The 15,708-nt window shown below is 47.6% G+C and carries 15 protein-coding genes and 2 pseudogenes; 5 read left to right on the plus strand and 12 right to left on the minus strand.

Translation table 11 applies throughout. The features are described 5' to 3' along the window. Window positions 1-292: 292 nt before the first annotated feature. Window positions 293-1,927, minus strand: a complete 1,635-nt coding sequence (locus A3842_RS07015; protein ID WP_074100886.1) for a diguanylate cyclase domain-containing protein — start codon at window positions 1,925-1,927, stop codon at window positions 293-295. Between the two features lie 269 nt (window positions 1,928-2,196). Between A3842_RS07015 and A3842_RS07020 the strand changes: the two genes are divergently transcribed. Continuing rightward, the gene (locus A3842_RS07020) at window positions 2,197-2,481 is read left to right on the plus strand and encodes a hypothetical protein (protein ID WP_074083578.1); all 285 of its coding nucleotides are present in this window, start codon (window positions 2,197-2,199) and stop codon (window positions 2,479-2,481) included. Between the two features lie 186 nt (window positions 2,482-2,667). Then, window positions 2,668-3,048: a PilZ domain-containing protein gene (locus tag A3842_RS07025; protein ID WP_074083579.1), complete on the plus strand. Its 381-nt coding sequence runs from the start codon at window positions 2,668-2,670 to the stop codon at window positions 3,046-3,048. Window positions 3,049-3,223: 175 nt separating this feature from the next. Here A3842_RS07025 and A3842_RS07030 read toward each other — a convergent pair whose 3' ends face one another. From A3842_RS07030 to A3842_RS07050, 5 genes are read right to left on the minus strand one after another with little or no spacing between them, the layout of a single operon-like run. Then, a complete protein-coding gene (locus A3842_RS07030) occupies window positions 3,224-3,955 on the minus strand; it encodes a hypothetical protein (RefSeq protein ID WP_074100887.1) in 732 nt (243 codons plus the stop codon). After that, complete coding sequence (locus A3842_RS07035) at window positions 3,949-4,650, minus strand: ABC transporter ATP-binding protein (RefSeq protein WP_074100888.1); 702 nt, start codon at window positions 4,648-4,650, stop codon at window positions 3,949-3,951. The genes A3842_RS07030 and A3842_RS07035 overlap by 7 nt, the downstream gene beginning before the upstream one ends. 13 nt (window positions 4,651-4,663) lie before the next feature. Then, a complete protein-coding gene (locus tag A3842_RS07040) occupies window positions 4,664-5,038 on the minus strand; it encodes a GntR family transcriptional regulator (RefSeq protein ID WP_074083582.1) in 375 nt (124 codons plus the stop codon). Beyond that, window positions 5,038-5,784 carry an ABC transporter permease gene (locus A3842_RS07045; protein WP_074100889.1) on the minus strand — a complete coding sequence of 249 codons (747 nt, stop codon included), beginning with the start codon at window positions 5,782-5,784 and terminating at the stop codon, window positions 5,038-5,040. The genes A3842_RS07040 and A3842_RS07045 overlap by 1 nt, the downstream gene beginning before the upstream one ends. After that, entirely contained in the window at window positions 5,777-6,748 is a 972-nt protein-coding gene (locus tag A3842_RS07050) for an ABC transporter ATP-binding protein (RefSeq protein WP_074100890.1), read from the minus strand. The genes A3842_RS07045 and A3842_RS07050 overlap by 8 nt, the downstream gene beginning before the upstream one ends. A gap of 218 nt (window positions 6,749-6,966) precedes the next feature. On the opposite strand from A3842_RS07050, the gene A3842_RS07055 reads away from it, so the two are divergent. Then, on the plus strand, window positions 6,967-8,433 hold the full coding sequence (locus A3842_RS07055; RefSeq protein WP_256701559.1) for a cryptochrome/photolyase family protein: 1,467 nt from the start codon (window positions 6,967-6,969) through the stop codon (window positions 8,431-8,433). Here the strand turns inward: A3842_RS07055 and A3842_RS07060 are convergent. Further along, entirely contained in the window at window positions 8,370-9,374 is a 1,005-nt protein-coding gene (locus tag A3842_RS07060; RefSeq protein WP_074100892.1) for a phosphotransferase, read from the minus strand. The genes A3842_RS07055 and A3842_RS07060 overlap by 64 nt on opposite strands. 340 nt (window positions 9,375-9,714) lie before the next feature. Between A3842_RS07060 and A3842_RS07065 the strand changes: the two genes are divergently transcribed. Next, window positions 9,715-10,602 carry a sulfurtransferase gene (locus A3842_RS07065; RefSeq protein ID WP_074100893.1) on the plus strand — a complete coding sequence of 296 codons (888 nt, stop codon included), beginning with the start codon at window positions 9,715-9,717 and terminating at the stop codon, window positions 10,600-10,602. Window positions 10,603-10,760: 158 nt separating this feature from the next. Here A3842_RS07065 and A3842_RS07070 read toward each other — a convergent pair whose 3' ends face one another. Further along, window positions 10,761-11,309, minus strand: a complete 549-nt coding sequence (locus A3842_RS07070) for a hypothetical protein (RefSeq protein ID WP_074100894.1) — start codon at window positions 11,307-11,309, stop codon at window positions 10,761-10,763. Between the two features lie 198 nt (window positions 11,310-11,507). After that, window positions 11,508-12,422, minus strand: a complete 915-nt coding sequence (locus tag A3842_RS07075; RefSeq protein ID WP_143186186.1) for a hypothetical protein — start codon at window positions 12,420-12,422, stop codon at window positions 11,508-11,510. A 143-nt stretch (window positions 12,423-12,565) separates the two neighbouring features. Here A3842_RS07075 and A3842_RS33230 point away from each other — a divergent pair. Next, window positions 12,566-12,688 (plus strand): annotated as a pseudogene (locus A3842_RS33230) (sulfurtransferase); the annotation flags it as partial. A 391-nt stretch (window positions 12,689-13,079) separates the two neighbouring features. Here A3842_RS33230 and A3842_RS33870 read toward each other — a convergent pair. From A3842_RS33870 to A3842_RS33575, 3 genes and pseudogenes are all read right to left on the minus strand, one after another. Beyond that, window positions 13,080-13,682: pseudogene (locus A3842_RS33870) on the minus strand (transposase); the annotation flags it as partial. A 184-nt stretch (window positions 13,683-13,866) separates the two neighbouring features. After that, window positions 13,867-14,706, minus strand: a complete 840-nt coding sequence (locus A3842_RS33570) for a reverse transcriptase domain-containing protein (protein ID WP_305953376.1) — start codon at window positions 14,704-14,706, stop codon at window positions 13,867-13,869. A 15-nt stretch (window positions 14,707-14,721) separates the two neighbouring features. Beyond that, window positions 14,722-15,165, minus strand: a complete 444-nt coding sequence (locus A3842_RS33575; protein WP_305953377.1) for a reverse transcriptase family protein — start codon at window positions 15,163-15,165, stop codon at window positions 14,722-14,724. Between the last annotated feature and the right edge of the window lie 543 nt (window positions 15,166-15,708).

Genomic DNA, 15,708 nt, shown 5'->3' on the forward strand with positions numbered 1-15,708 from the left:
GTAGTATAGTAATAATTAACTACTAAGGAGGGTCTATTATCCTATGCCTTCATATTATTTCAAAGAATTTTGGACACCTCTAAGCTGGGTTGGGGTTAAATTTTTTCGAGACGACGAAGGATTTCTATGGATTAAGTGGTGGTCCAAACCGCGTAAAAGATTACGCTGAACTTAACTTATCCTCCAGTTCCAGCTTAAGCATATGACTTTGAAGAATTAACCCTTCCTTCACACCCGATCCGATAGTTCTTTTGACCTATGAATAGAGGATCTATTGTTGCTTGGGTCATCATCAGCAGGCTGCCTCAAAAGTAATCCGGTTCTTTCCGCTGCGTTTGGAGATATATAAGGCCTCATCGGCCAGACGCAGCGTTTCTACGGTGTCCGCACCATCCGGGGACCATACTGCAGCCCCCACGCTACACCCTACATGGATATTTTCCCCTTGAATGATGATAGGCAGATTTATCTTGCTGATAATCCGTGAAGCCACAATCTCAGCCTCTTGCATGGGTTTTGTTGCAGAAGTATGAAGGATCACTACAAATTCATCACCGCCCAACCGGGCTACAATTTCATTATCCCTCGTACAATCGAGCAGCCGGAATGCCACCTCCTGCAGCAACGCATCACCTGTAGCATGTCCCAAGGTATCATTCACTTTTTTAAAGCCATCCAGATCCAGATATAAAAAGCTTAGTGTACTCCGGTTTTGTTTGGCCTTACTGACGGCATGGGCCAGAAACTCATCCAGCGCGGTACGATTCGGCAGACCAGTAAGATTGTCATGAAGCGCCATATCTGACATATAGCTCAGCTTGTTCTCCGTCTTGGTCAAATGGTTCACTAAATTTCGCAACGATTCCGACAGGACAGCCACATCTTTGAACCGGGTTGAGGCAGGGATCTCCACCTTGGCTCCAGTACTGAGCAAATCGGCTGTCTTTGTGATATTATTCAGCGGCCGTACGATCCACCCTGCCACGAACCAGCCCATAACAGCAAATAGAACTGCCGCAACCAATCCACTGTACGCGATATTGCGTTTTAGTTGATGTACTGAGGCGAACGCCACATCTGCAGGCTGCCGGATAATTACAGACCAGCCCAATCCGGGATAGTTCTGATACCCGTCACCATAAGCATAACCGGTTAAATACGATTCATTATCCCTGCCGTAAGATTCTACAGTCCAGGAGTTTGCCCCAGTTCGTGCTTTTTGCAGTGTTTCATCCGTCATTTTCTTACCAACCAGCTCCTTGGGCCCCAGAAGGATGGTGTCATTTTTTTGACTAACTACAAAAACCTCTACATCCTTTAAACGCTCCTTGAGGGGAGTGACTATGGATTTCTCTACTTCTCTGGACCATTCCCAGCTTAAATGTGCTGCCAGCACACCTGTCATCAGTCCTTCCCCGGTATGAACAGGCACACTTATGTCTACAAACTGCAAGGCTTCACCACTTGGGTTCGGCAATAGCTTCGACAATAAAACGGCATCGTGCACATCCCCGATGTATGTTCCCTTTGAACCCTCCTGAAACACGGGACGCTGGCTAATATTCTGACTGAGCAGGATATTGTCCGTAGATGAGAGCACATTCCCTTTCGAATCCAGGAATCCAACCCAGGTGAACACGGGCAGACTACTTTTTAATTGGTTCAATAAGCCGTCAGCTTCCTTTTTGTCCACGGGCACCTGAAAAGCATTAAGTTTGCTGAGCACCTCTACCTCTCCAGTCCGCGACCACATGAAATGATCCAGTTTCTCGGACATCTGATAGGCCTCCGCAGCGAGGGAGCTTCCGATACTAAGCTCGACAGACCGGGTAGACTGATTCCCTATGACGTAGCTTAACAACATGGTTAATAGAATAATCATTACGGCAAAAGCGCTGGAAAGTAGTGTACGCAGGTTTAAAAACATTTTTATTCTCTCCTTGAGGTGCCTGGATTGCAGCTACTGTAAAAAAAGGCAACAATTCATTTTGTCGAAAACAGTCGATAATTATGTATCGGTCATATTCATTCTGAAAATGATACAAGATTATTAAATACTTATTTTGTATATGACTCTCATTCTTCATTTATCTGATTGCTTATAGCAAAATAATACTATGTTACCTGAACGGTAATGCTTACACGACGCGGCTGTAGTATAATCTGCTCATCAACCATCCCAAGGAGTGAACACTGATGTCAGAACAATTTGAAATGTATGATGATCCGTTCAAGATGCTTATCCTTCTGGCTACTTTAATTTCCGAGAAGCTGGGTACCGAGCTCAAGTATGAGCATGTCCCTTCATATGACAATGCTGTTTTTTCTATGGAGCATGAAAGATTCTTCTATAAAAAGGATAGCACTGAAATTACCTGGTTTGAATTCCTGGGCAGAGACATCGCTTCATCACGGGACCTGTCACGGTCTGAATACAACAAGATGTTCGTTGACTGCATGTCTTCCCTCTACAATCTGTAATCGACTAAACAGCCCTAACATAGCACCCCTTTTATTTCCAAATACCCTCCCTCTTTTAACTGAGGCTGAGGGTATTTCTGTTGGTATTCAGAAAATTTAAATCTTTTCTTTTAAAAATAGCACTTTAGTAGATTGCCCTGATCATTGCAGTTCGATATAATAGCAAAAAAAACAGCGGAGGTAGAAATGGACGACTCCAGCAGAAAAGAACCGTTCCGATACGTGATGAACCAGCCCATAGAATGCTGGCTGGAACTTCCCGCGAGCAATTCAGGTCCAGGTGCCGGAAAATTAACAGAAGGAGTGCTGCTTGACCTTAGCCGTTCAGGCTGCAAGGTGCGCACCCCGCTCAATCTCCGCTTTACTTCTGGTGATACCAAGCTGATCATTCACTTTCAGCTCGCGGAAGACAAGCTGCAATTCGAAGGAAGCGTGCGTTGGGGATGGATGTTTGGACTGGGCCAGTTCCAGTACGGAATCCGTCTCGATTTACAGGAAGACGAAGAAGAGCAGTTGCTGCGTGAATTGGAGATCTGGACCAATACCCGCAGAGCACAAGGATTATAGCAGGCTCATCATCTTAGATGCCCTCCTTAAGGAGGACGTCTTTTTAAGAAATGCGCGGTGTCGGTTCTCTGGAACTGAGGTAGCTGAAGTATACATACGCAAAAGCGAAAGCACAGCCCATGGCCATACTTTCGCTCCTTTGCATTCCATTTGAACATTCCCGGAACTATGAAATTTAATCTTCAATCCTTTTCTGGATCAATAGCTTCATTACATAAATAAGTATGGCTCCAACAGCAGCCTCAAAGATCAGAGCCCAGAAGTTAGTTCCGATATCGGATAGTTTCAGTCCGGTACGTATTGCAGAGGCCTCATAAACCTTAAACTGGAATGCGTTATTCAGTGCACTAATGTAGCTTCCCCAAAACTGATTCTCAATAAAGCTTATTCCGTTCTCGATCACTGCAAAAACAGCGATAGCAATCCAGATGGTCCCCTTTACCCGAAGGCTTTTAGCTATGGTGACGGCAAACATTAAGAGGATCAGTTCAAATCCGGCGGTCCATAGGAGATTGAATATGCACCATGATGCCACCCGCCAGAAATTCACCGGTAGAAAATCAGAGGAGTAAACCAGAATATATAGACCTAGATGGATCGCGGCAAGACCCGTCACCAGCAGCAGAAGAATCCAATTGAGCAAAAGCGGTGAGAGAACATTCTGTAAAGTACCTACCGGCACAAGCCTTCTGGCATATGACTTTAAGTAACGGATATAGTTGAAAAAGGCAAAGAGCAGCAGGGTACAACCAAAAACGCCATATGCCATCATATTATAGGAGAGCAGATCAACCCCCATAGAGCTGTTCGAAATCCATATTCCAGCCTGGACAAGCAGCATAATGACGAAGAAAGCGAGGATCCGCTCCTGTCTGCGTTTCAAGTCATATTTCATCAGCTTCAACATTCTGCATACACCTCTCTGAACAGCTCATCGATACTTTTCCCCCGCTGGAGCCTGAGATCCTCTACTTCGCTATGCAGGACAAGCTCACCCTCTTTGATAAAAATTACTTCATCAAATATTCGCTCAATGTCGGTCACAAGATGCGTGGATAGCAGGATCGTACTGTCTTCCTCGTAGAACTCCATTAGCGCATTAAGTATTTTTGTCCGCGCCACAGGGTCAACTCCGCCGATAGGCTCATCCAGAATATATAAGCTGGCTCTGCGCGAGAGCACCATGGTCAGCTGCAGGCGTTCACTCATTCCCTTGGACAAGATACTGACCTTGTCACTTTCCCTTAATTTCATGAATTCCAGCATGTTCTTTGCTTTGCCTAGATCAAAGTCTGGATAGAAGTCCTGCTGAAACTTAAGTGCATCTCCCACCTTCATCCATGATTCTGTTAAGGGACAGTCTGGCATGAAAGACACCAGCGATTTACTCGCTTCCCCCACCGGAACACCCAACACAGAAATCTTCCCCGAAGTCGGCTGGGCAAGCCCGGCAATCAGCTTCATCAGTGTAGTTTTTCCACTACCATTGCTGCCGAGCAGGCCGACGATTTTACCGGCGCCGAGTTCCAAGGAGACTCCGTTCAGGGCATGCTTGGAACCGTATTTTTTGGTCACATTTTCAACTTGAAGTATCCTGTCCACTGAAACAATCCCCCTATGATTTAGTCCTAGAAGCAATATTTTCTGCTACAGCCGTCAGGATCTCCTCACTCTGAAAACCCAGCTCCTGCATGCCGCGGAAAAATCGTTCCAGCACATCCTGTGCCATCTCTTTTTTTATAGTAAGAATAGTCTGTTCATTGCCGGTCACATATCTGCCCATCCCACGCCGGGTTTCCACGATTTCTTCACGCTCCAGTTCCTGAAAGGTTCTTTGCACCGTATTCGGATTAATCTGTAGTTCAGCGGCCAATTCACGTACGGAGGGGATTTTGTCGCCCGGTCTCAGCTTTCCAGTAACGATCTCCCCTTTCATATAATTCATGATCTGGAGATAAATCGGCTGATTGTTGTCAAATTCTATGGTCATCAAGCAACGTCCCTTCGTCTGAACACCATAAATCCCGCCAGAAGAAACAGCACGAAGTATACGGACAGCACCAGAATGGAGAAATGCAGCGTCATTCCTGGAATCGGTGCTCCTCCTCCTTCATAAGCAGCCAGATTCATGTTGGGAAATAATACGTATTTGTAGAAATCGCGGAAAATGACCATATTACTAATTGTAATAGCAAACATCGTGCTTCCTATGGTTACGCCAGTAGAGGTAGTCAATATTCCAATCATAAAAGCCAGCGCAGTGTACATCACTAGATACACGCTGTTGTAGAGCACGGAAGTGAGAACGTCACCAATGCCCAGGCGATCTCCATCCATTCCAAACCACACACTGCCAGAAGCATACACTGCTACAGTAGTGACTACAGTCAGGCTGAGTGCGTACAGCAGGACGGTCATATATTTGGAGGCCAGGATGGCGGTACGGCTACGCGCACGGATCAGCAGGAATTTGATCGTTCCCTGGCTGTATTCCTTGGTGACAATACCCGCTGTCCCGATAATGACCAGAATACTCACCACTTGGCCAATAGCCGTCGGCATCATCATTTCCGCCGCAAACGCAGGCCCGGAAGCAAAAAGCTCTGCCGCAACGGAATGCACAATGTACCCTACCAAAAACGGCAATACGATTAAAAGAGCATAGGCTACAAAGAAAGTCCGTTTCTTCGATAATTTGAGCCATTCGTTCAGCACCAGATTATTAAATTTACGCAATGCGGTTCCCTCCCGTCCATTTGAGGAATTCTTCTTCAAGACTCTGTTTGTTATCTGTAATACGGTAGACCCCTACTCTCGCCTCGCTGAAAGCTGCTACTAGCCCCGGTACTTCATTGTCCTTCATACTGACCAGGACTTCAGAATTCGCCTCATCCGTCCGAATGAACTGAACTCCTGACTGTGCTCTGATAACCGTAAGCGCAGCTTCCAGTTTATCTACCCGGATAGCAAGGGGAATCTCGCCCCCAACCTTTACTTCTTCTCCCAGCGGAGTTACTGCGATCAGTTGGCCATTCTGAATGACAACCGCACGGTGGCAGATCTGTTCGATCTCCGCAAGCATATGACTCGAAATCAGGATCGATATGCCTTCCACCTCAGCGATAGTGCGCATATATTCACGCATTTCACGAATTCCCGCAGGGTCCAGCCCGTTTGTAGGCTCATCAAGGATGAGCAGCTTTGGTGCTTGCAGCAGCGCTTGGGCGATCCCCAGCCGTTGGCGCATCCCCAGGGAATAGGCTTTTACCTTCTTACCCATTGCCTCCTGCAGGCCGACCAGCTGTACCACTTCATCAATCCGTGCATCCGTGATGCCGTCGCTCATCCGCTGATATTGCTTCAGGTTGTCATAACCCGTCAGATGGGGATAAAACTCAGGGTTCTCGATGATCGCGCCAATGTGGGCGATGGCCTTGTTGAAGTCATTGCGGATACTGTGTCCGTCAACCAGCACATCTCCTTCCGACATACGGATTAGGCCGGTCATCATACGGATGGTGGTTGTTTTCCCGGCTCCGTTAGGTCCGAGCAGCCCGACAATTTCTCCCTTACGGATATCAAAGGACAGCTTATTCACAATGGCTTGCCCTTTGATAATCTTACTAACCCCATTCATCTGCAATACGATCGGCGCGTTCCCAAAACCTGATGATTCAACATGATATGCAATCTGACTCATGGCACCCTCCTGGATTTAAAATCAAATGTTTCCGGTTGAATATTCTATTGTACCGGTGTGTTAGTTAAATAGTACACCGACTCCCTGGTTTTGTAAAGCCTAATTATTCCAGTCTTAATATCAGGAGTCTGGCTGTACTTCTGATGGAGGAAATTGATATCTTTCAGTAGGTTGCGTGTAATAACGTATTTGGCTTGCAGAAGCTGTACAGCCCCGCTATGATCAAAAGATCAGTCAAGTTCAGAAAGGAACCCGTACTTATGATACTCTTCATTCACCGCAAAGATCTGCGGACGATCGATCTACCAGCCTTTGATGCCATCCATTCTGCTGGTGTAGCCAGCTTGCATGTACTGATCCTTGACCCTTACCTGCTGCGTAAGGAGCGGTATCTGGAACACAGCGGCTTTAACTTTCTCACGCAAGTTGCACGGTTGCACCAGGACTACATTCTGGCAGGTAAACAGCTGCATATTCTGTACGGAGAGCCTGACACAGTCGTTAAGAAGCTGGTACAGACCCATCCCATTGAGCAAATATTAGTTCATACAGATTACACACCGTATGCCGTAAAGAGGGACAAGCAGTTGAATGCTACAGCATCCTCACTTGGCATCCGTTTTCAAACGTATTCCGGCAGCATGCTCTGTGACCTGGATGAATTCATGGAGTGGAGCGGCCGGGCGGAGCCATACAAGGTCTTTACACCCTTTTACCGCCGCTGGCGCACCTTCCTTACAGAACGTTTCCGTCCTCCTTATTCCACGGGCATAAAGGATCTGCAAACGGCCAGCCTGGAGCAAAGTGTAGCACCCACCTTCAGGGTTCCGGATGAGGTTGAACGCCTGCTCAGGCAGCTATCCTCACGGATAAATGACTTGGACGTGTATCGTACACTCGATCATTTCTTTAGTGAGAATCTACAGGATTACACGGTGAGACGCGATAAATATGCGGAGGATGGCACGAGCCGAATCAGCCGGCATTTGAATACAGGGGCGATTTCAGTACGGATGATCTATACAAGGCTGTCGGGGGAAGAACGCGGAGCGGAAGAATGGCTGCGGCAGCTGGCCTGGCGGGATTTTTACCTACTTCAGGCCCGCCTGGATGCTGATTTTTTCAACTATGAGAATGTCTTTGATCTGACTAGTCTGGGTACCAGACATTTTGAAGCCTGGTCCCAGGGAAACACAGGTATTCCAGTCATTGATGCGGCTATGCACCAGTTGAACGAAACGGGCTGGATGCCGAACCGCCTGCGGATGATTACCGCGATGTTCCTCACCAAGAATCTGGGCTGTCCGTTTATTTACGGAGAACGGTACTTCCGGCTGAAGCTTAGCGATTACGATAATGTGCTGAACCGGGGCGGCTGGCTGTGGAGCTCATCTCTTGGATTTGACGCCTCCCCGTACTTCAGAATTATGAATCCGGTAACCCAATCACAGACTCATGATCCAAGCGGAAGCTATATCCGCACCTGGCTGCCGGAGCTGACAGATTTGTCGGACCAAGAAATCCATCTCCCCCGCCCTGGAGCGATTGTTGATCTAAAAAGTTCACGGGCACTGGCAATTGAAACCTATAAGCAGATTCTTCAAAGTAAAAAAAAGCAGCTTCAAGCTCCCTCTTGTTCTTCCTTTAGAATCTCTAGAATAAGTGAAGTCCCCGCCGATAACTGAAAGATGTCTTCTGACAAAAGTTTCACCTGCTCCTGCAGCACATGCGCCTCATCGGTCCCTTCCAGATATCGGGTGACAAAATGAAGGAAAACATCTACTTTTCTAAGCAGCATCAGCACTGGAATAGCCTTAATTTCTGCTTCAGAGAGACGGATATGGCGGCTGAAGCCCCGGCAAAAATCCCGGACTGCTGCCTTCACCTCCGCATGCCCAAGCAGCCCGGACAGAATAACCGCCGGCTCCATCGCCCGGACATCGAAGGTGCAGAATTCAAAATCGAGCAGCGCAGCTACTTGCCGGTGATCTGTTGTTTCTACCAGCAGATTGGAAGCATTCAGGTCCCCATGCACCAGTTGATGCGGCAGTTCTTGCAGCTCGGTCAGCGAAACCGCGATGTTGTCATAAGCTTCGTACAGCATGCTAAGCTCTGGAGCAAGATCTGCAAACGGTACTGGCGGCTTCAGACAGAGCTCAAGGATTACTTCTGAGGTGCATAGTGGATAAGCCGGCCTCAGCTCATAATAAGGCTTGTACACTGGAGCCAGCTCAGGATTGATGTCAGACAGCACAGTGGATAACCAACCCGCAGCCCGCCCGAAGGATTCGAAATATCCATTCTCCTCTTCCGCGAGTGAATCTCCGTCGATATATTTGAACAAGCAGGCAAATTTGCCGTCCGCATCCTTCAGCTGAACTACTGTATCTCCAGCTGGGGTGCAGATCGGTACCGGTACTTTGAAAGGTAAATCAAGCCCTCCCAGTTTTTGCAGCACGGCATGCTCAAATTTTATTTTGTCTCGATCCCTGTGCGTATCATAAATGCGGAGTACGGCGCGGTGAGCACTATTTTCCACAAAATAGGTTGTATTATTCCAGCCGCCGCTCCGCTTCCTCAGCGTTCCATTCCAAGCCGGCCAGGCCTGGCTTATCATTTTCTCCATAGGCTTATGCCCCTCTCTTAATTGTTGTGTAACGAATCTCCTATAAGCAGATCTTATATGTAAGGTGGTGAACATGTGGCTGATGTAGAACAAATCTATGGGCCGTATTTTCAGTTGAAAAATATTGATCAGTTCAAGGGCAATTGTAAAATCAGTGTCTGATTATGTCAAATCGCCAAAAATACTTACTTCACTGATCATGGGACTACTGCTGGCAACCGCTGCCGTCGAAGCTCAGTTTGTGGACCGGAAATAGAATATTTGGAGCTTATCTTGAGGCTCCTCTGATTTTTCCGCTATAATAAATTCCATATTGATATACACAAAGGATGGGATACCTATGGACGCAACTGTTTCCAAACGATGGCTGCTGGCAAGGCTATATGAGCCAGAGCAGACGATTGTAGATTGCCGGTTTACGCTCGGTAAACCAGATGCTGGTCGGGAGTGTTATGAGCAAGAACATATTCCGGGTGCCATTTATCTCGATATGGAACTGGATCTGTCCAGTCCGATAGGGGAGCACGGCGGGCGCCACCCTCTACCCGACCCGGAGGTGCTTGCCGCACGACTAGCCAAACTCGGGATAGGCAACGATTCACGTGTTGTTGCCTACGATGATGAGAACGGAATGAACGCTGCGCGGCTCTGGTGGCTGCTTCGTTATCTAGGGCATGAACAAGTATATATACTAGAAGGCGGATTCAGTGCCTGGAAAGCCGAGAAGTTCCCGGTCACGGATCATCAGCCGGTGCGCGTTCCAAGTACTTTTGTGCCAAAGGTCCAGGTCCAGATGCTGGCTGGCGTTGATGAGGTGCGCCGGATATCTGAACAGACCATTGATGCTGCATTGCACGCTTCGTCTACTGCTGCGGATTCTGCCCTTGCCCTCCCGATTCTAATCGACTCCCGTGCGAATGACCGCTATCAAGGCATGAATGAGACTCTGGACAAGACAGCCGGGCATATTCCGGGAGCGGTTAATTTCTTCTGGAAAGAGACGCAGAATGCAGATGGCAGCGTTAAGAATTCCGAACAGCTGACGGAGCATTTTGCCGGACTGGACAAACACCGCGAGATCATCGTCTATTGCGGCTCCGGTGTAACCGCCTGCCCGAATGTACTGGCGCTGGAGAAGGCAGGTTACAAGAACGTGAAACTTTATGCCGGCAGCTGGAGCGACTGGATCAGCTATGAGCAGAATCCCGTGGCTACGGGAGAGGAATGAACAATGGCATAAGCATGCAAAAGCCCGCGCCGGGTTCTCGCCCGACGCGGGCTTTTTGTGCTGATTACCGCTACACTGGCGGTGCAACTTGTTTTCAAAAAACACGAATTCCCTGTGCTTTTCCAGCTATTTGTGCATGTTACAATGGCCGAACAGACTCAAGGCGCGTATTTGCTGACATCTACGGCCACATGCTCGAGCTTGGTTTTGCTTAACGAATGATAAGGAGCAAAGATGGTAACGTACCTGTCCTTCAAAGGGAACGTCAGCATGTCGGTACCGTTTACTTTGTACCATTTACCCTTCACATTATTGGATTCAGGCAATGTGACTACGGTGCCTTTATAGCTGTGGGAATAATCGCGCGGGGACACGGAAACTCTCATGTATTTAAAGAAAAAGGTAACGCTGTCACCGGCAACGCCTACTTTTGAGAAGGAATCGCCTGTGATCATCCGGGTAGGCACGTAGGCGGTTTCGAATCCGTCGAAAGAAGCAAAGGCTTGAATGATCTTTTTGTACTCAGCGGACGAATAAGGCACATCGCTCACCGTGAAGTTCAGCTTTTGGGAGGCTGCGGCGGAATTCGAAGCGACAGACGCTGCCTGTCTTTCCGTATTACCGGCTGCCGAGGACGGCTGAGCAGATATTCCAGTGAAAAGTATGCTTGTGGCGATTGAAGCTGCGATCCATTGGGGGTGACGCATGTTTGATTCCTCTCCTTCGTGTCTTGTTTTCTTTGTTCGAGCTTATCTTAACAGCCGATTGTATCCATCTTGAAGCCGAATTGTATCCAAGTTGTAAATAAACGCAAGCACAATTTTCACTGAGTGCCAAGACCGCTTCCCCCAGGATCCGTCCCCCATTTGTCAGTCCCAGCTAAAGGCCGGGTCGGTTACCTTCCGCTACAGCTTGGTCAGCACATGCGCGCTCACAAAGTAATCCCTGTCTTCATATTCGTCATGGACGAACTCCCACAGCAGCGAAAAACTTAATTCAACTTTATACAACCGCATAATTTGCGGATGAACGTGGACAAACGCCCCCGGCAGGCACAAGCCTTGTTTTGCCATCTCCGGCAGATGCCCGTATATCAGGTCCAAGTTTTCCCGGTGATTCCCTCCCGTCAGCTCCAAAGTCTTAAAAGCAGCCGGGCTGGTATAGCCGGTTGTTTTGATGTGCTGAAGCAGCAAAGTATCGGTTAAATGGACAATCCCCCCTTCCGGTGCCAGGAGGCCCCGCAAAGATTGAAAGATATTGATATGGATCCGTTCTAGCAGCCGATCCAGCTGAGCGCTGAATTCTGGCGTATGGGCAACCTTGTTTTTCTTCCGGTAAAAAAAGGCGGAGATGAGCTGCGTCGTGAAGCATAAATTCATGACCACGTCAAAAGGAGGGTGCAACGGCGAGAAATCCACATTTGGCTGCAATTCGTCAACCTTTGCTTTCAAGTCATCCGGCGATGACACTTCCTTTCCTACTCCAGTCAAATCAATAATTGCCCGTTCGTATTTTTCCGGGTGCGCCGACTTGGCCAGAAAGCGGTCCAGTGCTTTTTCATCAATATCGACGATTGTGATCCGCTCAAATATAGACTCGATGTACGAAATGGGCACATCGTTTCCGTTCCCGGCCCCAAGCAGTAAAATATGCCCGCGCCCGCAGCGGTTATGTTCCAGCGTTTGCTCCAGAACTTGCTGAATCTGATCCCGGTAGCCCGCCCAGTGCTCCCAGTCATGCTGGGTCGAGTCATTTCGGAGGGTGTTGGCTTTGCGGAATCTGATGTAAGGCACTTTGACTTTTCTAGTAAATGGATTCATATCGTGATTCACCTTTTCTATCCAGAATGGAGCTTTACGGAGATTATATCGTTTATTGGGCTTATTATCACCCATCAGGACATGGATCATATAGGCAGCCTGTTGATTTGTCCTAGCAGATCCCCCCGAATAGAATCCAGGACATGGCACTTATGAAGACAGGGTTCAACAACGTACGGTTATATGCGGGGAGCTGGAGCGACTGGTTTAGCTACGGGTACAACCCCATAGCAACCGGAGACGAAGAAAAGCCGATAAACGTATAACAGTAAGCTAAGTCCAAATACAAAGCATGGTGAGATGACCTCCATTGCTCTGTATTTTTATGACTTCTAATCAACACGAAGTCAACACGCGGTTGCTGAAAGTACATACTGGCGGCATACCATACCGAACGCATACTCGTATCTCAAGTAATGTCTAATAGAAGGCCAGAATTTCTCGTTGGAGAGTTCTGGTCTATTTAAATATTAATTGATGGTATACCATTGGATGGTTCAAACTGACAACAAGTTTTCATTAGAAGTCAACGCATTAAACTTATGTGAAAGGATTCAACACGAAGTCAGCCATCATAGCAATCGTTTAGAATTAATCGAGGTGAACCGTACCACGAGTGCGAATGGGTTCAACAATCCGGCGTATTAGTGGCGTGGGCTTCCCCGTCACGAGATAGCGCTTGTTAATCGCTCTTGACCATGCCAACGACATGCAACCCGCGACGGATTACTTCTTGAATGAGCGGCGCATGCGTAAACCAACTATCCTTGAGTACGTAGGGTGCCGAAATGCCCGCTTGTATGGCTCGATCCAGCATGGCTGCGATCACCCGCGGAGCCGAACATAGCGCTTCCTGAGGACGTTTGTAGCCATGACTGTGCTTGTCGATGCCCTCCATCATGCCGTTTATGCTGGACTTTGCGGATCTGAGCAGGGCAAAGTCCATAGGAACAAAGGATTGTCCGTCCGACCTCCCCGTGGCCAAAATGCGGAAGCCTTTGTAGAAGGAACCCGTTGATGATCTTTAAAGTGTGCCAGCATCTCGACGGCTTTACTCCGGTTGCGTTCAAACATGGAATCGTCAAAAATGAACGCGGTATTCCGGTTCGCCGAGGTGAGGGGTTCCATGCGATAGATCGTCTCGCCGCTCAGCGATAACAGAAATCGACGCCAGGCATAGCCGCTGTGATTCAAGAAACGGTACACGGCATCCTTACCGGGAAACGCCTCACCTTTCTTGCTCTCCAACAGACGAAGCGGTGTTTTTCTATTTTCGCCAAGACTACGATTCCATTTACTTTTAGTCTAAACAGCACCTGCTCTTAAGCAGATTTTGTCTCTGGTCGAGTAGACGTGAAACTCGCGAATCACGCCCCTCTCAGATCTGTACGTGCCCAATTAAGGCATACGGCTCCTCAAATCATCCTTCGCAATACTGCATGGATTATCCGTATATATTCACGTAGATTTTCGGTTCCGGTAAAGGATTACGCTGCAGGAAAAGGTTATATTTATCTGCCGTGAAGCTCCTTCTCTGGCTTCTGCGATTCAACCATTTCAGTAACGTTTTAGATATCTGGAATTTGTACACGGCCATTGCTCTGCTGTTGTCCGTTATTCCAGAGTAGCGATAATGCCCAATTAGTTTGGCTCGTATCGTCTTCATTAGTTCTTTCACGTCTTGATGGCGATCCGTTCTCAGCCAATTCTTGAATGCTTTCACTTTCGATTTGAACTTCTTCCCACTCGTTTTTCTCTTCACTCTGAACTTGCCCTTGCTGCTTCTGCTGCAATAATGAGTAAAGCCTAGGAAATCAAACGTTTGGGGCTTTCCCTGTCCTTTTCGTTTCCGGTTCTCTTCGGCAAATCGTCCAAACTCCAGAATTTTCGTCTTCTCTTCTGCAATTTCCAGATCGAATTTGGCCAACCGTTTGATTAGTGCCTCATAGAATCGTTCTGCATCATCCTTGCACTGAAAGCAACACACGTAATCATCGGCGTATCTGATCATACTGGCCTCGCCACGACATGCTTTCTTCACTGCGACCTCAAACCATAAGTCTAAGGCGTTATGCAGATAGAGATTTGCCAATATCGGCGACACAATTGAACCTTGAGGGGTTCCGGCTTCCGTCGGCTCCCATCTCCCTTGTTCCATGATCCCGGCTTTCAAGAAACGTCTGATTAGCCTTTGGATATTTGGATCTGTAATTCTTACTCCAAGGAATTTCATGAGCCATTCGTGATTGACCTTCATAAAGAAACTACGAATGTCGGCATCCACGATGTAGCTGGTTCTTCAGTATTCGATATTTCGATTTAATGCTTTCAGTGCGTCATGACAGTTTCTCCCTGGGCGAAAATCATAGGATAGGTTCAGATAGTCTTGCTCGTAAATGGCTTGAAGGATCTTGTTCAGCCCCAATTGCACAATCTTGTCCTCGTAGGAAGGGATTCTGAGCGGTCTTGTGTTCTTCTCGTCCTTGGGTATATAGGCCCTTCTTACAGGTTGTGGTCGGTAGCTCTTCCTCTTTAGCCGTTCTACCAAGTCTTTGATGTTTGATTCCAGATTTTCCTCATATACTGCCTTCGTAACTTGGTCGACACCCGTAGCTTTGCTACCGCCTAGTTCAAGGTGGCATTGTGTCAGCAGTTCCTCATTCACGAGGTGATTCAGCGATGTGAATTGCTCTTTCGGATTTTGCTTTGCAATCTTTGCTATTCTTGCCAGTTTTGTTTGCACTTTCAACCTACCCCTGTGTGTAGAAAATGTGTCTGTAACAAAATCGATGATATGTCACTGCCTTTCCTTCGCGGACATTACTAGGTTTCATTTGTAGTACGCAGTGATCCGACCCCTGTTCGCCATTTGACATTCTTCTTTGTGATCGGTCGTTTGCCAAGTTGCTGTGAATTCATTGTAAAGCATGCCTGGCTCTACGACCCCTGGAGAGCTTATCCATGCTTGCCGTTAACGCATGGATAAATATTGTCTTCCGTACTTTCGAAAACGTCGACCTCTCCGGCTTACTCTTTTCGAGGCTCAATCACTTTCAGGCCTACTTTCTGGCTGTCTACGCGTAATGTCTGAAATTGCTTCCAACCGTCCAAGACTCGCTATTGGTGGCTTGTCTTTAGCCTTTCCAAACAGGATTTCCACCTGCTATACTCCACAACCTAGCTTGGTCGCACCGAAAGTTGAGCTATAAAATCTAGTGGTTCCTTCTTTAATTTATGTACTGTAAAGCGCTTTCATTTGCATTATTATTGAGTTGTTATTTCTCGA

It is taken from the genome of Paenibacillus sp. P3E, from assembly GCF_001909045.1.
GTDB classification, from domain to species: Bacteria; Bacillota; Bacilli; order Paenibacillales; family Paenibacillaceae; genus Paenibacillus_AQ; species Paenibacillus_AQ helianthi.